Here is an 18,335-nt window from a genome sequence, read left to right as displayed (position 1 = left end):
TTCCGACGCATCCCGGTTGCCCGCGAGTGTTGACAGCAGCAGGCTAAGCGGGATCGTCCAGGATCGACCGCACCTTTTGTGCAAGGTCTTCCAGGCTGAATGGTTTCGACAACAGCTGCGTCCCCGGGCCCGGGATGCCGTTGTGAACGATCGCATTGCGTGTGTAGCCGGCGTTGTAAAGGACCTTGAGCTTCGGATTTTTCTTGCCCAGATATCGACGAGCTGGCGTCCCGACATTTCCGGCATGACGACGTCGCTGAACAACAAGGACAATTGCTGGCCTGCTTCGATCAAAGCGCTTTTTTGCTTCGCGGGGAAGAGTCTCATTCGCCCTGAACCAGTGCGTTTTCGCAGTTTGGAAGCCAACCTTTTCGCTCAACGCACGTTGTCCGTCGGCAACCGAGGACATGACCATGCCAATCGCGACGAAAACCGACACTTCCAGGGTCACCCAGAAACAGCGGCGCATCCAGCGCAAGGTCGATGCCGATGATCGCGCCAAACCGAAATCGAAACCTGCCGGCGCGATGCAGGCGGGTGCGCGAAAATATCCCGCGCCGCCGTTTCCGAAGCAGCATCACCCGAAACCAGGCCTTGAAGCAGAGATCAAGCCAGTGCCGCTCTACGATGCGCCGTTCTGGCGCGGCTCCGGCAAGCTCGAGAGCAAGGTTGCGCTGGTCACGGGCGGCGATTCCGGCATCGGGCGATCGGTCGCGGTTCTTTTCGCACGCGAAGGCGCGGATGTTGCAATTGTCTATTTGTCAGAGGACAGCGACGCCGAGGTGACGAAGCAGGCGGTAGAGAGCGAAGGTCGCCGTTGCATCACACTTCGCGGCGATGTCGCCGACCGCGCTTTTTGCCGTAAGGCCGTGGCCAATACGGTCAAACAACTGGGAGGCCTCGATGTCCTCGTCAACAATGCTGCGTTCCAAGTGCATTCGACGAATTTTGCCGACCTGACCGAGGAGCATTTCGACACCACCTTGAAGACCAATCTCTACGGCTATTTTCATATGGCTCAGGAGGCTGTGGCGCATATGAAACCTGGCTCAGCCATCGTCAACACCGGTTCGACAACGGGAATAAACGGCTCCAAGGAGCTGATCGACTACTCGATGACCAAGGGCGGTATTCACGCCTTCACAAGAGCCCTGTCCGGCAACCTCATAGACAAAGGCATCCGCGTCAACGCGGTCGCGCCGGGTCCGGTCTGGACGCCACTCAACCCATCGGAAAAGCGGGCCAGCGATGTTTCGAAATTCGGCGCCGACACGCCGATGAAACGCCCGGCCCAGCCAGAAGAGATCGCACCGGCCTACGTTTTTCTGGCCTCCCCGCAATGTTCGAGTTATATCACCGGAGAGATCCTGCCCATCATTGGCGGCTACTGACAACGGCGTGACGTTCGCGTGCGTCTACAACCGCACGACCTTATCAAGATGAAAGGCGATGCCGCTGACCTTCCGCAAAGGCCAGCGCGTAGGACTCCAGTTCGAACGATCGGGTCTGCTCGCGGCCATCCTCTACCACGCGAACAAACCATTCCCCCAATGGCTTCGATGACTTCGACGAGGTTCGGGTTTGTGGCGTTCGCATAGGGCATTAGGATAGGTCCTGACACTGGGCGGGAGCGCGCAGAAACTCTCAACCATCGGCAGCCCACAAAGCTGCCGGAGGCTTTCCGCTGCCAGGCGGCGTCGCCGGTCGGGAGAAATCGAGGGCGGCTGTTGGCCGCCCTCGGCTCGGGCTCCGCTCAGATGTCGCGTCTTCCCTTGGCGCGGTCCAGATCATCACCGGTATAGACATCAGCGGTCGGATCGAAGCCGGTCCAGCCGCCGGCCTCATATTCTTTGCGCCGCCCGGCGATGTCGACGGAATTGTATTGCTTCAGGATCTGTTCCGCGTTCGGAACGAGATTGTCCTCGACCTTGGCGGTGACCATCGTTCCGCCGCGGCGGACACCCTCCGCGTAGACGTGCGCATCGTTTTCCGGCACGCCGGATTGCGTCATTGCGCCGATGATGCCTCCTGCAGCACCGCCGACGACGGCACCACCCACGGCGCCGACGGCGGTGGCAGCCAACCATCCGGCGGCAACGACAGGCCCGACGCCGGGAATAGCCATCAGGCCCAACCCCGTAAGCAGTCCGCCGGCACCGCCAACCACGGCGCCAACACCTGCTCCTGTCGCGGCATCTTCACCAGCTTCGGAGGTTTCACCCTTGTGCCAGCCCGTCGAGTTGTTGGCGACGATGCTGATATCCGAGCGGGGCACGCCGGTGGCCTCAAGCTCGCCAACGGCATCGTTGGCGTCGTCGTAGGTGTCGAATAGTCCGGTTATGGTTTTCATCTGAATGGTCCTCGGTTTGTGATCAGTTGCCGGCAACGACGTTGCCTTGGTAGTCGAGAGCAATCGGCGTCGATTTGCCGTCCTTGCGGGCAGTTCCACGCCAGATGCCCTTGTCGTCCTTCGTGAGCGCGGAGACGTCGGCGTAGCCCGCCTTGGCAATGGCGCTCTTGGCCTGATCCTCGGTGAAACTGTTGGCGCCCGGCACCGGCGCCGCGGGATTGCTGGTATCTGTGGCGGCTGGCGTGGTGCGGCCGGAAGCCGGGGCCGAAGCCGCGACCTTGTCGATCATTTCCTGATGCAACTTGAGCGTCGGCAAGGTGTCGGCTGCGAATGATTTCAGAGCGGCGTTATCGCCGTCCTTGGCGTAGCCCTCAAACAGGCTCACAGCGTCTGCATGGGCCGCCTTCTGCATGTCCGCATAGGGTGCATCGACGGGCGCCATAGCCGACTGCAGCTTGTCGACATCAGCCTTGTGAGGGGAATCCAGGTCTGACGGGACCTGCAACTTTTGCTCACCGGCAATGCTTTCGAGTTTGGCGTTGGCCGCACCGTGATCGGAGATCATCTTCTGAGCGAAATCCTTGAGGCTCTGATCCTGGAGCTTGTCCTGGGCGACCTTGCTCGACTGCACCTCGAACATGCCGCCGATCGCCGCCTTGTTTACGAAATCCTGGGCTGTCTCTGCGGCCAGAGCAGGCAGCGCAAAGACCATTGCTGTGGCGATTGACAGCGACGCCAAGCGGAGATTGTTCTTCATGAATGGGTTCCCTTGTTGGAGAAGACAACGAGCCCCAATCTCCCGGCGGAGGCTTTGTTCCGAGCGATGGCGATGGCGTCGGAAAATAAGCTCGGTACGGTCCGCGCGACGTTGTGACAGCCAAGGCACCAGTGTCCCGGTCGCCGATTGTCCGGGAACTTCAGATCGGTGGGAGAGTTGCCAATGCATTGCATGGGAGATCGGCATGACTGACAAATCCGGCAACGAAGACTCTGACGAGCGTCCCGGCAAGACGCCTGAAGCAGATGCGCGAGGCCAGTCAGAAAAGCGCCACAAGGGCGGAAGGAACAACGGTGTCTCAAGCGCCAACCCGCGCGTTCTGTCGGGTGAGGACGACGGCGATGCTACGTTTCCGCTGAAGCGGAAAAAGTAATGGCATGGTCAAAGTAATGGCATGGTCATTGTAGCGCTGACCGAACCAAACCTCGCTCACGGCGTTGAGTCGCGCGTCGCGTCATCAGTTGGGGCATTTCCATGACAAAGGGCGAGCTTTCCACCTATAGGGCCAAGCGCGATTTCACGAAGACAAAAGAACCGAGCGGCGAGCGCTCGATCGCGAAATCGAACCGGCTTCGGTTTGTGATCCAGAAACATGATGCCACGCGGCTTCACTATGATCTGCGCCTTGAGTTGGACGGTGTCTTCAAGTCGTGGGCGGTCACCAAAGGTCCGTCTCTGGATCCGCAGGATAAACGCCTGGCTGTCGAGGTGGAGGATCATCCGCTGGACTACGGCGACTTCGAAGGCACGATTCCCAAGGGACAGTATGGTGGTGGCACCGTGCAGCTGTGGGATCGTGGATACTGGGAGTCGGAAGGCGCCATGTCTCCCAACAAGGCCCTGGCAAAAGGCGATCTGAAGTTTACCCTCGACGGCAAGCGCCTGCACGGAAGCTTTGTCCTGGTGCGCATGAAGCATGACCGCAATGGTGGCAAGCGCACGAACTGGCTGCTGATTAAACATCGCGACAAATATGCCACGGACGGCAATGGCGCCGCGGTGCTGGCACAGGACCGGTCCGTGGCCTCGGGCCGGAGCATGGAAAAGATTGCTGCCGGAAAGGGGGCTGGCCCGAAGCCGTTCATGCTGCAAGGCTCGGCGGTGGCCGATGCCGACGCGGTGTGGAACAGCAATCGCGGCCACGCTGCCGACGAGCGCGCCGCCAAGGCGTTGAAGCCGTCTGCGCGTCACAAGCGGCCCCCTGCTGCTTCGGCGCTGAAAGCGCCCGACTTCATTCCACCTCAGCTCTGCCAGACCCTTTCCCGACCGCCTGTGGGTACAAATTGGGTGCATGAAATCAAGTTCGATGGCTATCGCGTCCAGCTACGTGTGGAAGAAGGCGCCGCGACGCTAAGGACGCGCAAGGGTCTCGACTGGACCGAGAAGTTTGGCGCCATTGCGAAAGAAGCGGCGAGCCTTCCCAATGTCATCGTCGACGGCGAGATCGTGGCGCTCGGCGAGAATGGGGCTCCGGATTTCGCCGCCCTGCAGGCCGCATTGTCGGAGCGCCGGACAAAAGACCTGATCTTCTTTGCCTTTGATCTGTTGTTTGCGGACGGAAATGATCTGCGAAAGCTGCCGCTCTTGGAGCGTAAGGAGCGGCTGAGCAAGATGCTCGCAGGGGTCGCTCGTGGTGAGGAGAACCTCATCCGCTATGTCGAGCACTTCACCAATGGCGGTGACGCGGTGCTGCGCTCGGCCTGCCGGCTATCGCTTGAAGGGATCATCTCCAAAAAAGCTGATGCGACCTACGTCTCGGGCAGAACCGACACCTGGGCGAAATCAAAATGCCGGGCCGGACATGAAGTCGTCATTGGCGGCTGGTCTACCACCAACGGCAAGTTCCGGTCGTTGCTGATCGGTGTCAATCGCGGTGAGCACTTCGCTTACATCGGGCGTGTGGGGTCCGGCTACAGCGAGGCAAAAGTCAAGCAGTTGATGCCAAGGCTCAAGGAAATGAAGGCCGCGAAGTCGCCGTTTACTGGAGATGGCGCACCGAAGAAGGATTCGACCGTCTTCTGGACGAAACCAGAATTGGTCGCGGAGATCGAGTTCGCCGGCTGGACCGGTGGCGGCAATGTCAGGCAGGCCGCTTTCAAGGGCTTGCGCGAAGACAAGCCGGCGAAGGAGGTTGAGGTCGAGCGTCCCGCCGATCCTCAGGACACGGAGATCGCCGATCCAGCCGGGGCATCTGGCCGGACCGGGAAACACCCAATCGTCATGGGCGTCATCATCTCGAAACCTGACAAGCCGCTTTGGCCGAATGCAGGCGATGGTGGCCAGCCGGTCACCAAGCTCGACCTCGCCGAATATTTTGAGGCCGTTGGTCCCTGGATGATCAAACATCTCAAGGGTCGCCCGTGTTCGCTGGTGCGCGCGCCGGACGGCTATGCCGGCGAGCAGTTCTTCCAGCGCCACGCCATGCCAGGCACGTCTAACCTGCTGGAACTGGTGAAAGTCTTCGGCGACCACAAACCGTATCTTCAGATTGATCGCGTCGAGGGCTTGGCTGCCATCGCCCAGATCGGCGGCCTGGAATTGCATCCCTGGAATTGCCACCCGGGTCATCCCGAGGTTCCCGGCAGACTGGTATTCGATCTTGACCCCGGTCCAGAGGTGTCCGTTGCCGAAGTCGTCGTAGCCGCCAAAGAGATGCGCGACCGTCTCGAAGATTTGGGCTTGGTCGGCTTTTGCAAGACGACTGGCGGGAAGGGCCTGCACGTCGTCACGCCGCTGGCCGGCCAGCGCAGCAAGACGACATGGCCGGAGGCCAAGGCCTTTGCGAAGGCGGTCTGCATGCAGATGGCGGCGGACCGGCCGGATCTCTATCTCGTCAACATGGCCAAGAAGCAGCGGACGTCCCGGATCTTTCTCGACTATCTCCGCAATGATCGCATGGCGACCGCAGTTGCACCCCTCTCACCTCGTGCGCGGGAGGGCGCAACTGTTTCCATGCCACTGACCTGGGGGCAGGTTAAGGCGGATCTCGATCCGAAAAAATATACGGTCCGAACTGTGCCGGGCCTTTTGAAGAAGACTGTCGCCTGGGCCGACTACCCGGAGGGCGAAAGGTCAATCAGCACCGCCATCAAAAGGTTCGGTTCTGCAAAGCTCGCGGCATGAATTCGAAAGGATCAAAACGGTCTTTCGGCGTTCCGTTGGAGACGGAGCCGATGGAAGCAAAAGCTGCGGACGCCTTGCCGGATGATGGCGGCGAATGGCAATACGAACCCAAATGGGATGGCTTCCGCTGCCTCGCCTTCAAAGCCGGTGATGAGGTGGACTTGCGGGCAAAATCGGGCAAGCCACTCGGCAGATACTTCCCGGAAGTCGTCTCGAGGTTGCGTGAACTGAATGCCAAAGACTTCGTGGTCGATGGTGAGATCGTCATCGACATTGGCGGCTTGCTCTCTTTCGATGCGCTGCAGATGCGGCTGCATCCAGCGGCGAGCAGAATCCGCAAACTATCGCTCGAAACTCCGGCCAAGCTGGTCCTGTTTGATATGCTGGCCAGTTCAGACACCAGCCTGATGGATCAACCGCTGTCCGAAAGGCGCCAGGCGCTGGAACTGTTCGTAAAGTTGGCTGGTCATGTCGATATCGAGCTGTCGCGCTCTACCAGGAATTTGGAAATTGCGACCAAGTGGCTTGGCGAATCCGGTCGGGGTTCGACGGACGGTGTTGTCGCCAAGCTTCTCGACGATAAATATCGGCCCGGCGAGCGCGCCATGATCAAGGTCAAGCGGTTGCGCACAGCCGATTGTGTAGTCGGCGGCTTCCGCTATCTGGCGAACGCGCGCGAGGTCGGCTCACTACTGCTGGGCCTCTACAACGACCAGCGCAAACTCGACCATGTCGGGTTCACGTCGACAATTGCGCAGGAAGATCGGCCAGCTCTGACACGGCAACTTGAAGGGTTGCGATCGCCTCCTGGTTTTACCGGTAAAGCGCCGGGCGGGCCGAGCCGCTGGAGTACGGAAAGAAGCGGGCAGTGGGAGCCACTGAGGCCGGAACTGGTGGTCGAAGTGCGTTTCGATCACGTCACGGGCGATCGATTCCGGCACGGTACGAAACTGCTGAGATGGCGCCCTGACAAGAACCCAAAGCAATGCACTTTCGAGCAGATACTGAAGACATGAGGCTCGATTGGCCCGGTTTTGGGCCCTTACGTCATCAATCAGCGCATCAATTCGGCTGAAAAGGACGAATCCCCAACTCAGTCCGGCGCGCCAACAAACTCGATTTTAGCCGGAGTGCAGGGGTTGGCGAGGCGTGATTCGAATTTGCTATTCCAACTTGGCCTTCGGTGACTGCTGAGGTTGAGCCGCCTGCTGCTGGCCGGATTTTGATGGCGGAATTTCCGCCGCGTCGATGGTCGGAGGAAGCTCGCTGGCAGGCCGCTCGACCACTGGGTTGGCGTGGCATTGGTGTGGTTTGCGTCATTGTGGTGTCCCGCGGCTAACGTGCCATCGCCTTAGATGTCGGTGTCCAGAGGCTCGCTGGCGGCAGCCGTGTGTCTTCAACAATTTCCTGAAGCTTCATTTCTTCGAAATTTCTTCGAAACGTGACATTTGCAAGCGCGCCGTGGACTCAAGCTCAGCAACAACGTTGCCTCGACCAACGCGTTCCGAGCACTGGTGGTTGCGCGCCCCATGACCCGAATCCTCGCCGATTCTGGAAAGACCCACCAACGTGGCGGATGCAAGGCCGGTCACATCGCCAAAAGCGGCGAAAAAGAGAGGCCACAGAACGTCCAGGCAGCTTCGCCTATTTATGCTCTTGGCGCTTTTCAATTTCGTACGTCAGCCAGCGGCAAAACATGCCGACGATCGAGAACGCGGCACCCGCAACGAGACAGGCGGTAAGCAGATCGTTTTTCGAAGCGCTGGACCAGCTTACGATTGCGAGCAGGATGACGCTGATCGTCGAGATCAGATAACCAATCCCCTTGAGTATGTGCAGAGCCGTTTTCGTCATCCTTGAACCTCTCTTTAGCCGGCTCCTCGGAACATTCCGCGCGCTCTGAAGTTCCATCGCGTGCTACCCTCCATGTTGGTCATGGGGTCTGCAGGGATCCCTGCCCCAAAATTCGAAAGACAGGCATCTTGATGCCCAACTACTTGAAGCTGCCGACAACCACCAAAGGTCTTATTCGCGTCGTGATCGAAACGCCGCGCGGTGCTACGGCGAAACTTGCCTTCGATCCGAGAATGCAGGTGTTCGGCTATGTCCGTCCTTTGCCGGTGGGCATGATGTATCCCTACGACTGGGGTTTCATCCCATCCACGTTGGGCGAAGACGGCGATCCGTTGGACGGGTTGGTGATCCATCAAGCGGCGACCTCCCCAGGCGTTGTGGTTAAATGCAATCTGCTTGGCGCGCTGCGCGTCAAACAGAAGGATGAGGGTGGGAAGGTTTTGCGCAACGACCGTTACATCTTTTGTCCGCATAGAGAAGACGCTTCGGATGAGCCGGTGGCGGCTGAACATGTTCCCGACGATCTGCGGCGCGAAATCGAACAGTTCTTTCTCTCGTCCGTGCTTGGAACCGGCAAGACGATCAAATTCAAGGGTTGGCAGGACGCCGCACAAGCACGCAAGGCGATCAAGAAGGGTATGAACGCCTTTTCCAGCCACTAATGGCGCCGAAGAAGTGTTTGATCTGGAACGCTCGTCAGCGAGCCGGCGGGCACCCCAGATATTGTCAAGATCGTCACCGAACTGACGTCACAGTCATAAGAGGGGAACGTCTTTTGAATCCCGACAGTGAAACCTTTGGGCCGGCGGCGAATTGAACATGCATGGCTGAGGAATCGAAGACGTTTGACCTGAGGGCTGAGTTCGTACGGAAAGTAGCGCTTGAGACCGGGATTACCGAGGATCAAGCCCGGTACATCATTTCCATGGTCGGATATGATCATTCCTCGATCGTTCGCGAAGCCCGGATAGTGAAGGAAGGCAGGAAGTGAAGCCCTAAACGGGCTTGGTCAGCACGGTCGACGAGGAGTCGCCAAGCGACTTTAGCTGCCGTTGGTTAGCAGTCTGAAATGCCGAGGTCGAACAGGCCGGGCGTAACCACCGAAGCAACCATCCTGCGCAACTTGGTATTTCGTTAGCTTCGTAGATCGCAACAGTGATCCTCCGCCGAGCTGAGGAGGGCCTGACGATCGAGCCGCCGGTTGCCCTTAAGCTCGTCGCCAAACGGCGGGGCCGCAGCCGCGAGTTAAGGGATGACTTCGAGGCCCCGGAACACATTATTCAGCCAATGCGTTTCATCATCCTGCAAGGGACAATTTTTATGGAGGCTATATATGCGCAGCTTCGAAATGATCGATCTGCTTTGCGTGGTAGAGGCCTGTAAGCGCGATCGAGTGGTCGGGAATTTTGTCTCGATGGCGGAGGGCGTGGAAGAGTTGCGGGTGCTAACCGGCGATTTCGTGTCGCCGGATGATGTGGTGGCGAACGCCCTTTGCACGGTTGCGATTGCACGCGGGTGCCCAGTTTTGTTCGACGAACAGGCAGGCGCTGAAATCCAGCTTTGACGTCATGACAGCTAATCCCAGCCCTATACATGCCGGCGTTAGAAAGGCGGCGAAAGGCGCAGGGTCCGCTCGGAAAGGCTTCGTGGCTGCCGGCTTCCATGACGCGGAAAGCCATTCTGGTCCGCTCGCCTATAATTGATCAAAGGCACTTCCGTGGACCGCCCGCCACATGGATGTAGCGGGCGGCTCAAAGCGCACAAGTCAGGTCAGGATAAGGACGATCTTCAAACTGCCCGGATCAACGATGACGATCCGACCATCGGCCAATAGGAAATACTCGTAGCTTTCGTAGGCCGGTACGATCTTGACGATGCGTGCGGGCAGACGGTGCAGCCGGACCTTGTGTCGGGGAACCGCGACGCCGACCGTAATGTCGAAATCGACATTGGACACCGGCTCGACCCTGGTCTCCTTGATGACCTGGGTGATCTGGGTTTTCTGGTCGACCGTCACATTGCTGATGGAAGCAGTTGACCTCTGATCCGTCTGGGTTGAGTTCTTGCCCTGAGCCTGCTCGTTTGTCTGGGGCTTGGCTTTCCCTTGAGCCTGCTGATTTGTCTGGATCTTGACCTTGTCCTGGGCCTGCTGATCGGTGGTCGCATTTGCCTTGCCCTGGGCCTGGTCTGTTTGGACCTTGGCCTTGCCCTGAGCCTGCTCGTCGGCCTTGAGCTTGGGCTTGCCTTGCGCCTGCTGGTCCGTCTGGGCCTTCGCCTTGTCTTGGGCCTGCTCTCCCATCTTCATCTTCGAGCCTTTGTGACAGTTGGCCGCTCCGGCTGCGCAATTGGCATCCCCGCCCGACTGAGTTTCAGCCGGCTGTGTCTGAGCAATCGCGGCACCGCATCCGATACCAAGCGCGAGCATGCTGGTGATCAAAATTTGCTTCATGGGAGGTCTCCTCGAAAGCATCAGTCCCTTCGCGGGATAAACCTCGGCGAAGAAACTTCGTTCCAGGCGATTTGCAAAGGCGACAGGCGGAAAATTTGACGGAGCAAGCCATTTAAGACGGCGTTACCGCAGCCCGTAAAAGGCATTCATCTCTCCTTGGCGCTCCGATTGAGGCGGTTGAATTCACGCGTCTTATTCGGGTCGCCGCAAGGCGAGCGCGGTGCGAGCCCGGTCGGGTTAAAAACCATAGAGGATGCTAGGCGTGCGAAATACTCAATGACAAATGCAGCGACTGGCTCAGAACTCATAGATACAAGGGCGTCCGCAACACGCTACCGTGCATCTCGCCATCGGCCAGATTTACGAAGCTTCGCAAGCAAGCTCGCGGCCGCGCCGCTGTAGCTAACACCGACCTGCTCTGGCATTGGCAGCGAATTCCACGCGGTTAGTTCGGCAACTAAATGGTTGTTGTCTTCGTCTATTGACGCGATGCCGAGTTGTCCGTCCTTGCCCATGAGGATTACGACGGTGCCGCCCCCACCCCACCCAATTGCCGCGAACCTCTGAATTTGAATGTCGCCGTCGACACGAATATCAAACAAGATAGATCCGCCAGTTTTCTCCGCTACGTCACCTACTCGATCGGAAAACGGCCGACCCATACCCTCCGCACAGGCCAACGACTGCTCCAGTAAGACCAGTTCCGCATATTCCGCCTTCATGCCGCGAGAGTGCGCGGCAGGCCGTGCGGGACCAATAGGTCATGGATGGCTTATCCACACAAAACGGCTGCCCGTCTGCCGCCTTCCGCCCCTCTCAGGCTCGTGCCGGAAGTAAGCCATGCATCTGGCTGCGAAGGAACTGAATTCCCTCTGAGGACTAGGCCCTGTCGAGTTTAGCCAATAGATACACGACGAATCGATCTGCAAATTTGACGGCGCCAACTCCGCCAGATAACTGCGTGAGGCCGGGAGCCGCACCGATGATGTCGGGGTTCTGCGAAACGATCATGGCCACGGGCACCAAGATCAGCGCGAATAGATATTGAGGCCGCAGACAAGCCGCGCCGACGCTTCCTGGCGTTCATACGCCGCCGGCCAGCCTGGTCGGCACCGATGTGACGGTGGACTTTGCCCAGGCGCGCCTTCTCCCAAGGGACAGGATGCCGCTGTTGCGGCGCGAGTCTAAAGGCGGAACATTAGAGTTATCTAATGGTTCTATGTGGGCGATTTCCAGATTCACATGGTGTACAGCGATGGCAGCGTTGGCGTTTGAGACGGTCTATTTTTTCGGCCTGACCGGGGACGACCTGTTAGGAGGGATCGTTTCCGTGGTCGCGTGCACGCTGCTTTTCAATGCTGTGGCGAAGGATCGCTCAAACCCATAGGTGCGCCGCGCAGGTTAGTCTACCTTGTCACGCAACAGCTTTGTGCCCTTTGGGCTTCGGAACTTCCTCAATAGCCGGACAGAATCGGCATCGACCGTGATACGGCCGAGCACCTGCACCGTCACACGGCCAGTATCGCGATCGACTTGAACGACCTTGCCCTCGAACCGGATCTTGTCGCCTGGCTTGGCCTCGGGGTCGATGATGGCGCGGCCCTCCGGTTCGTCAAGGGGTTGCTAATGTACGGCTTTCAAGGGGGTACCTTATGCTTTTTTCTGCTTGCCGGTTGCGAGACCGCTATCACCTTCAGGGCGGGCTAGCGAGGGAGTGCCTTCGAAGGTGAAGATAATTCCGGCGTGCTCAAACGCTTGGCGCATGGCCGCGATGTTGGGGGGACGCGGCTTCCTAAAGCCGTTCTTAAAATCGCTGATCGTCATTTCGCTAAGATTGGCCTTTGCGGCAAGGCGCACTCGCGACCAGTTCAGTAGGGCGCGTGCTGCTCTTGATTGATCTGCTGAAAGTAGGTTTCGGCTGTCCATAAAATTTGAACATTCGATATGGCTAAAATGTTCCCTCGGCCTATCTGCGACGTGATCGACATGTCTGTTGACGCAAAACGGGCAACGGAAACCCGAGGCGTTCCAGGCCGAGACGTCGATGAGGAAATCGGCGGAATGTTTGAAGTCATCATGCAAGGGGTGCACTAACAGCCTTGCCATGCTTACTGGCGCGTCAAGACGCGAATTAAAGGCAATTCCCGATCCGACGCATGTCAGCACGTCCCATGTCGGACACCCCAGCTCTTGCCTTGGTGTCGTGATCGCGGCGACTTCAGAAATTGCTACCATTTAAAATCGAACGAATTGAATCGCGGTGAAAAAGGTCAATAGCCTTGCCCGGAGCTATCATCGATGGCGAGCGACACAGATCGCGTCACGCGGATCGACGCTATCTGCCAATCATCCCCGATGGAACATTAGGAGGTTCTAAGTGTTCATTACAGCGCGAGGGTTACCGGAAATTGCTCGGGCGACTCCTCGAAGCAGAAATGTGTTTGACCCGCAAATTCTGAGGAGATGGACCCATGAACAGCATTATATACATCGTCGGACTCGTCGTCGTCGTCCTTGCGGTCTTGAGCTTTTTCGGCCTCAGAAGATAGGCGATACGGCGCGCGGCGATAAACCAACCGACGGACCGTCCGGCATCGTGGAACCTTTCATCGGTCGGATTATTGGTGTCCATGTCGCTCACCGTCGAACCACCAATATTGCCAGCGGGTAATCCGGATCGAGAGGTCAATTGTGAGGTCGCCCTGGAAGCGGCTTTCGCGTCGCTGGTTACCACCTCGGTATCGCAGGGGTGGACCCCGCGGGAAACCGCAGCGACCCTCCTCAAATTAGCTACGGACCACGCCCTGCAGCTTGGAACCGAAGAGGGTAAGTTGCCTGAAGGCTAGTCAGCTGGCACGCGCCATTCAATAAGATCGTGGCCTCGCGGGCTCAAATGGTTCGCCCGACCAATCGTCGTGCAACATAGCTTTGATCTCGACGACCCTAGGGGCCGTTTCCAACCCTAACGAGGAGCACATTGAAGCACGACTTGACTTCAGTCTGGACGTTCAGTGGAGAAAGCTTCTGACGAAGAGGATGGTCTGTTTAATCGCGAGGGCGCTTTAGAGTGGCTCGCCGGAACCGGACAATAGCGGTAGGCGTCCATGGTCGACTAGTCACAAAGAGTCCTTTATCACCCGCTCCTTTCCTTTGCGCCGGCTTGTCGAGCCGATCCCCAATATGGATGTCGCCCTGGCATGGTCGCGTGACAGACCGATCGGCCCGGCGGCCGCCGCCTTCCGGGCCTTTATGTCCGTGGCCATGGGCGGCGGCTAACCGCCAGCCCACCATTGTCTGTGCTCGCAAATGCCCGTTCTTCCGCCTCCCGCCTGGTTTAGTTTGGGAGGCATGTTTTGTGTGAGTACAAAGCCCACTCGAGATCCTTAGATTCGTAAAGCGCCGTCAAGACTGACTATCCCGCCTTCGTGGCCAAAGGAGCCATCGCCGCGCGGATATGGTTGGCTGCCCCTTCAGGCCGCACGGCCGAAGCGATCGATCCTGAAATCGTCGAGCGGTGTTTCGCAGTGGTCGGTCGTGATGAGCTCGGCCATGGCGTCGCCGACACCCGGACCAAGCTGGTAGCCGTGTCCGCTGAAGCCGAAGGCGTGGAACAGGCCTGGCGTCGTTGCCGAGCGCCCCATGACCGGCAGCATGTCCCTGATATAGCCCTCGCAGCCGGACCATGTGCGGATCACCGCGACCCGCGCGATTGCCGGCAACAGCCGCGCGACGGCGCGCAGTTGCAACGGAAGGCGCATGGGATCGGCGGCCGCATGGCCGGGATCGAGGTCTACAGACACCCTTTCGGCCGCACCGCCGAAGACGATGTTGCCGCGTTCGACCTGACGCAGATAGGCGCCATGGTCCTTGTCACGCGTCCAGATGCCGACCACCGGCAGGATTCGATGCGGCAGCGGCTCGGTCACGCCCATCTGCGGGCCGCGGGCGTCGAGTGGTACCTCTTCGCCGAATTGCGCGGCGACGTGCGCGCCCCAAGCTCCTGCGGTGTTGAGCAGACTCTCGGCGGCGAATGGGCCTTTCGAAGTGGTGACAAGGAAACTGGAACCCGAGTGCCTGATCGTGTCGATTTCAGCGTCCTCGACGATTTCCGCGCCGAGCTTGCGGGCCGCTTCGGCAAAGGCGGGTGCGATCAGCCGCGGATTGCCGCTGCCGTCATGCGGAGAGAACGACGCGGCGACCGCGTCGGGGCCGAGGCCGGGAAAACGGGAACGGATCTCGCGCGGGCCGAGTTCTTCCAGCACTAGCCCCAACGGCCGCGCGGCTTGGGCATAGGCCCGCATGTCGGCAAGGCTTCCTTCATCGAAGATCAGCCGGATATGACCAGTAGCGCGGAATTCCACATCGCGGCCAAGCATCTTTTCAGCTTCGCCCCACAGCCGCAGCGAGCGGTCGGCCAGTGGAAGCTGGGACAGATGGCGCCCCGTGCGCCGTATGTTGCCGAAGGAGGCGACTGTCGCTCCGGTGCCGACCCGGTTGCGCTCGATCAGCGTCACGCGTGCGCCGCGACTGGCGAGGAAATAGGCCGAAGCCGTTCCCATCAGTCCGCCGCCCAGCACGATCACATCCATAGTCGTTCCCTAGCGCAGAGCGGCTGATCCTTGGATGCGCCCATCTTGTCGGCACCGCTTCATTGCGTCAAAGATGGGTTTGGACAACAGCCATAAGCTGAACCTATGGAGTGGCAATGCGGGCCCGTCAGCTCGAAGTGTTCATCGCCGTCATGCGCGCGGGCACCGTGACTGCCGCGGCGCGGATGCTGAACATTTCCCAGCCCGCACTCAGCCAGATCCTGCTCCACACTGAGGACGAACTCGGCTTCACGCTGTTCGAGCGCGTCAAGGGCCGGCTGCGGCCGACCCCGGAGGCGCTCGAGATTTTCGCCGATGCCGAGCGGCTGTCGGCGGGGCTGGAAGGCTTGCGCCGCAAGACCACCGACCTGCGTTTGGGCCGAACGGGGCTGGTGCGGGTCGCGGCCTCGCCGCCGCCGGCCATGGCCATCTTGCCGCGCGCCTTCACCAGCTTCCGGGCGCAGCATCCCGACATTTTGCTGCGCTCCCACATGGCGCCGATCGCCGCGATCGTCGACATGCTGCGCGCGGGCGATGCCAGCCTCGGCGTGGCCTTGGACGACCGCCTGCCACCCGACATCGAGGCAGAAGTGATCGGCAGCGTCGGTTTCTCATGCCTGCTGCCCGCCGGGCATGCGTTGGCCGGGAAGACCGAGTTGACGCTCGCCGATCTCGCCGGCGAAGAGTTGATATCCTATCGCGCAAACACCCGCCCCGCCGACGAACTGGCCCACGCTGCCCGCGCGCAGCGTGTGGCGCTTTCGCCGTCGCTCGAGATCGATGTCTCCATCTCGGCCGTCGGCTTCGTCCAGGCCGGTCTGGGTATCGCGCTCGTCGACGCGTTGCTGCCATGGCACCAGTTTGCCGGGCTCGCCGTCAGGCCGCTCGCAGCGGGGCCGGAATTTCCAATCGCGCTGTTGACCTCGCGCACACGGGCCCTCTCGCGGGCCGATGAGATGATGCGCGACCAGATCCGTACGGCCTGCTCCGCTGTGCTCGGCGGTGACAGAGCAAGGGCATAAGCAAGACTTATATTGTTCCTCGTCATCCGTCTTGGACCCTGGCCATCCTGTCGTGTCAGCTTTGGTTGGCAGACAGGAAGGGACGCATCATGGATGGTGCCATCGCGATGGACGAGGCGTGCAACGAAGCCGACTGGAAGGTCGGCGTCGATATCGGCGGCACATTCATCGATTTCTGTGCGCTGGAAGCAAATTCTGGTCGTGTCGCCTCGCTGAAAGTGCTGACGACGCCCGAAGATCCGGGCGCCGAGCTGATGACGGGTCTCGCCCTTTTGGCCGAACGCGAAGGCTTTGATCCCAAACGCATGACGCGCTTCGTGCACGGCACGACCATCGGCATCAACACCATCATCCAGCGCAAGGGCGCGCCGCTGGCGCTGTTCACCAATGCCGGCTTCGAGGACGTCATCGAACTGGCGCGGCTGCGCATGCCGGACATGTATTCGCTGTTCTGCTCGCGGCCGGACCCGCTGATCTCGCGCGACATGGTTTTCGGCATTCCGGCCCGCATGCGTGCCGATGGCAGCGAATCCCGGGCGCCGGATATGGCGGCGGTGGAAAGGGCGGTGGCAGTGGCGAAAGCCAACGGGGCGCAAGGCATCATCGTGTCCTTCCTGCATTCCTGGCGCAATGCCGCTCAGGAAGCTTCGGTGAAGGCGACGATCGGGCGTCTTGCGCCCGACCTGTTCGTCTTCTCCTCCGCCGAGGTCTGGCCGGTCATCCGCGAATATGAGCGCAGCTCGACCGCTATCCTCAACGGCTATGTCCATCCGCGTGTCTGCGGCTATCTGACGGCGTTGGAACAGCGGCTGAAGGACCACGGCGTGCCGGCCCGCCCCATGCTGACGAAGTCGAACGGTGGGCTGATGAACGCCGCCGAAGGCAAGCGCGCCTGCGTGAGCATGCTTTTGTCGGGAACGGCTTCCGGCGTCATCGGCGCCTCGTGGCTGGCGCGTCAGGCAGGCGAAGACAGGATCCTGACCCTCGACATTGGCGGGACCTCGGCCGATTTCGCGCTCATTATCGATGGCGAGGCGCAGTTCGGCACCGGCGAACTGATCGGCGAATTTCCGCTCCATATCCCCTCCGTGTCGGTAAGCTCGATCGGTGTCGGCGGCGGCTCGATCGCCAGCGTCGATGCGCAAGGTGTGCTGCGGGTCGGACCGGAGTCGGCCGGTTCTACGCCAGGGCCGGCATGCTACGGCCGTGGCGGCGAGAGGCCGACGGTGACGGACGCCATGGTGGTGTGCGGATGGCTCGGCCACAGCGAGATGGCCTATGGCCAGTTGCGGATCGATACCGGCCTGGCGCATCGCGCCGTCGGCGAGCTCGCCACCCGGCTCAACCGCCCGGTCGAGCAGACCGCCCAGGCGATCCTCGACATCGCGGTGTCGGAAATGTTCGTCGAGGTCGAGAAGCTGGCCTCGCGCGCCGGCGTCGACTTGCGCGATTTCACGCTGATGCCTTTCGGCGGCGGCGGGCCGATGCTCGGTGCCTTCCTTGCCCGCGAACTCGGCATCAAGCGTGTCATGGCGCCGCGCCGGCCCGGCGTGGTTTCGGCGCTGGGCGGGCTGGTGGCGGATCTGCGCGGCGACTTCATTCGTACCATCTTCAGCCCGCTGTCGGGCGTGTCGCTTGCCGGAATTCGCGAGGCCTTCGAGGCGCTGGCGCGTGAGGGCCGCGACTGGCTTACGGCGCAGGGGCACGATGCGGCGGCGGAGCTCAGTCTTACCTGCGACATGCGCTATGTCGGGCAGAGCTATGAAATCGAGGTCGTCCTTCTGCCGGAATGGCTGGTGGACGGCAATGTTGCGGCCATCGCGCAGGCCTTCCATCTCACCCATGAGCGGCTCTACGATTTCCACGATCCGGAAGGCGAGATCGAACTTGTGAATGTCCGGCTATCGGCCATCGGCGCAGGGCCGAAACTCTTCTTCCCGGAGATCGACGAGATCGATGCTCCGGCCATTCCGGCGCGCCGGCTCCCGGTCTACACCGGCGCGAGCGTCGAGACCGTCGACCTCCACGACCGGCAAGCCCTCGTGCCGGGCAGCACCTTCCACGGGCCTGCCGTGGTCGTTCAGGAAGACACCACCTTCGCCATTCCCGCCGGAGCGCAGGCACGGGTCGACCGCCATCTCAACCTTTTGCTGACCTTCGCGGAGTGACG

16 protein-coding genes are annotated in these 18,335 nt (G+C 60.3%); 8 read left to right on the top strand and 8 right to left on the bottom strand.

What is annotated here, in order from left to right; genetic code table 11:
• Positions 1-43: 43 nt before the first annotated feature.
• Complete coding sequence (locus HGP13_RS38125; protein ID WP_246707498.1) at positions 44-478, bottom strand: hypothetical protein; 435 nt, start codon at positions 476-478, stop codon at positions 44-46.
• On the opposite strand from HGP13_RS38125, the gene HGP13_RS30440 reads away from it, so the two are divergent.
• On the top strand, positions 414-1,391 hold the full coding sequence (locus tag HGP13_RS30440) for an SDR family oxidoreductase (RefSeq protein WP_172232830.1): 978 nt from the start codon (positions 414-416) through the stop codon (positions 1,389-1,391). The genes HGP13_RS38125 and HGP13_RS30440 overlap by 65 nt on opposite strands.
• 362 nt (positions 1,392-1,753) lie before the next feature.
• Here the strand turns inward: HGP13_RS30440 and HGP13_RS30435 are convergent, their stop codons facing one another.
• On the bottom strand, positions 1,754-2,350 hold the full coding sequence (locus tag HGP13_RS30435; RefSeq protein ID WP_172232827.1) for a hypothetical protein: 597 nt from the start codon (positions 2,348-2,350) through the stop codon (positions 1,754-1,756).
• A 22-nt stretch (positions 2,351-2,372) separates the two neighbouring features.
• On the bottom strand, positions 2,373-3,107 hold the full coding sequence (locus HGP13_RS30430) for a DUF4142 domain-containing protein (protein ID WP_172234908.1): 735 nt from the start codon (positions 3,105-3,107) through the stop codon (positions 2,373-2,375).
• A 205-nt stretch (positions 3,108-3,312) separates the two neighbouring features.
• Between HGP13_RS30430 and HGP13_RS30425 the strand changes: the two genes are divergently transcribed.
• The 3 genes from HGP13_RS30425 to HGP13_RS30415 all read left to right on the top strand — a co-directional run bounded on the left by HGP13_RS30425 (position 3,313) and on the right by HGP13_RS30415 (position 7,267).
• On the top strand, positions 3,313-3,501 hold the full coding sequence (locus HGP13_RS30425) for a hypothetical protein (protein WP_172232824.1): 189 nt from the start codon (positions 3,313-3,315) through the stop codon (positions 3,499-3,501).
• Positions 3,502-3,602: 101 nt separating this feature from the next.
• Positions 3,603-6,251, top strand: a complete 2,649-nt coding sequence (ligD, locus tag HGP13_RS30420) for a DNA ligase D (RefSeq protein WP_172232821.1) — start codon at positions 3,603-3,605, stop codon at positions 6,249-6,251.
• Positions 6,248-7,267 carry an ATP-dependent DNA ligase gene (locus tag HGP13_RS30415; RefSeq protein ID WP_172232818.1) on the top strand — a complete coding sequence of 340 codons (1,020 nt, stop codon included), beginning with the start codon at positions 6,248-6,250 and terminating at the stop codon, positions 7,265-7,267. Before ligD ends, HGP13_RS30415 begins: the two co-directional genes overlap by 4 nt.
• Positions 7,268-7,895: 628 nt before the next feature.
• Here HGP13_RS30415 and HGP13_RS30410 read toward each other — a convergent pair.
• Positions 7,896-8,105 (bottom strand): hypothetical protein, encoded by a 210-nt coding sequence (locus HGP13_RS30410; protein WP_172232815.1) that lies wholly within the window; start codon positions 8,103-8,105, stop codon positions 7,896-7,898.
• Positions 8,106-8,236: 131 nt separating this feature from the next.
• On the opposite strand from HGP13_RS30410, the gene HGP13_RS30405 reads away from it, so the two are divergent.
• Complete coding sequence (locus HGP13_RS30405) at positions 8,237-8,767, top strand: inorganic diphosphatase (protein ID WP_172234907.1); 531 nt, start codon at positions 8,237-8,239, stop codon at positions 8,765-8,767.
• Positions 8,768-9,438: 671 nt separating this feature from the next.
• On the top strand, positions 9,439-9,669 hold the full coding sequence (locus HGP13_RS30400; protein WP_172232812.1) for a hypothetical protein: 231 nt from the start codon (positions 9,439-9,441) through the stop codon (positions 9,667-9,669).
• A 201-nt stretch (positions 9,670-9,870) separates the two neighbouring features.
• On the opposite strand, the gene HGP13_RS30395 is transcribed toward HGP13_RS30400, so the two are convergent.
• The 4 genes from HGP13_RS30395 to HGP13_RS30375 form a co-directional block, all read right to left on the bottom strand.
• Positions 9,871-10,554, bottom strand: coding sequence for a DUF1236 domain-containing protein (locus HGP13_RS30395; RefSeq protein WP_172232809.1), 684 nt, complete (start codon positions 10,552-10,554; stop codon positions 9,871-9,873).
• Positions 10,555-10,886: 332 nt separating this feature from the next.
• The gene (locus tag HGP13_RS30390) at positions 10,887-11,276 is read right to left on the bottom strand and encodes a hypothetical protein (protein WP_172232806.1); all 390 of its coding nucleotides are present in this window, start codon (positions 11,274-11,276) and stop codon (positions 10,887-10,889) included.
• 928 nt (positions 11,277-12,204) lie between these two features.
• Positions 12,205-12,789: a helix-turn-helix transcriptional regulator gene (locus tag HGP13_RS38120; RefSeq protein ID WP_246707165.1), complete on the bottom strand. Its 585-nt coding sequence runs from the start codon at positions 12,787-12,789 to the stop codon at positions 12,205-12,207.
• 1,235 nt (positions 12,790-14,024) lie between these two features.
• Positions 14,025-15,143: an FAD-binding oxidoreductase gene (locus HGP13_RS30375; protein ID WP_172232797.1), complete on the bottom strand. Its 1,119-nt coding sequence runs from the start codon at positions 15,141-15,143 to the stop codon at positions 14,025-14,027.
• A 116-nt stretch (positions 15,144-15,259) separates the two neighbouring features.
• Between HGP13_RS30375 and HGP13_RS30370 the strand changes: the two genes are divergently transcribed.
• The gene (locus tag HGP13_RS30370) at positions 15,260-16,165 is read left to right on the top strand and encodes a LysR family transcriptional regulator (protein ID WP_172232794.1); all 906 of its coding nucleotides are present in this window, start codon (positions 15,260-15,262) and stop codon (positions 16,163-16,165) included.
• Between the two features lie 89 nt (positions 16,166-16,254).
• Complete coding sequence (locus tag HGP13_RS30365) at positions 16,255-18,333, top strand: hydantoinase/oxoprolinase family protein (RefSeq protein WP_172232791.1); 2,079 nt, start codon at positions 16,255-16,257, stop codon at positions 18,331-18,333.
• The last annotated feature ends 2 nt before the right edge of the window (positions 18,334-18,335 follow it).

The organism is Mesorhizobium sp. NZP2077, assembly GCF_013170805.1.
Classification (GTDB): domain Bacteria; phylum Pseudomonadota; class Alphaproteobacteria; order Rhizobiales; family Rhizobiaceae; genus Mesorhizobium.
The sequence above is the reverse complement of the archived record's forward strand: the minus strand, read 5'-3'. Positions and strand labels throughout refer to the sequence as shown.

Coding starts and splice junctions, on each gene's coding strand:
- HGP13_RS30440 (WP_172232830.1), top strand. CDS start 414: ATGCCAATCGCGACGAAAACCGACACTTCCAGGGTCACCCAGAAACAG.
- HGP13_RS30435 (WP_172232827.1), bottom strand. CDS start 2,350: ATGAAAACCATAACCGGACTATTCGACACCTACGACGACGCCAACGAT.
- HGP13_RS30430 (WP_172234908.1), bottom strand. CDS start 3,107: ATGAAGAACAATCTCCGCTTGGCGTCGCTGTCAATCGCCACAGCAATG.
- HGP13_RS30425 (WP_172232824.1), top strand. CDS start 3,313: ATGACTGACAAATCCGGCAACGAAGACTCTGACGAGCGTCCCGGCAAG.
- ligD (WP_172232821.1), top strand. CDS start 3,603: ATGACAAAGGGCGAGCTTTCCACCTATAGGGCCAAGCGCGATTTCACG.
- HGP13_RS30415 (WP_172232818.1), top strand. CDS start 6,248: ATGAATTCGAAAGGATCAAAACGGTCTTTCGGCGTTCCGTTGGAGACG.
- HGP13_RS30410 (WP_172232815.1), bottom strand. CDS start 8,105: ATGACGAAAACGGCTCTGCACATACTCAAGGGGATTGGTTATCTGATC.
- HGP13_RS30405 (WP_172234907.1), top strand. CDS start 8,237: ATGCCCAACTACTTGAAGCTGCCGACAACCACCAAAGGTCTTATTCGC.
- HGP13_RS30400 (WP_172232812.1), top strand. CDS start 9,439: ATGCGCAGCTTCGAAATGATCGATCTGCTTTGCGTGGTAGAGGCCTGT.
- HGP13_RS30395 (WP_172232809.1), bottom strand. CDS start 10,554: ATGAAGCAAATTTTGATCACCAGCATGCTCGCGCTTGGTATCGGATGC.
- HGP13_RS30390 (WP_172232806.1), bottom strand. CDS start 11,276: ATGAAGGCGGAATATGCGGAACTGGTCTTACTGGAGCAGTCGTTGGCC.
- HGP13_RS38120 (WP_246707165.1), bottom strand. CDS start 12,789: ATGGTAGCAATTTCTGAAGTCGCCGCGATCACGACACCAAGGCAAGAG.
- HGP13_RS30375 (WP_172232797.1), bottom strand. CDS start 15,143: ATGGATGTGATCGTGCTGGGCGGCGGACTGATGGGAACGGCTTCGGCC.
- HGP13_RS30370 (WP_172232794.1), top strand. CDS start 15,260: ATGCGGGCCCGTCAGCTCGAAGTGTTCATCGCCGTCATGCGCGCGGGC.
- HGP13_RS30365 (WP_172232791.1), top strand. CDS start 16,255: ATGGATGGTGCCATCGCGATGGACGAGGCGTGCAACGAAGCCGACTGG.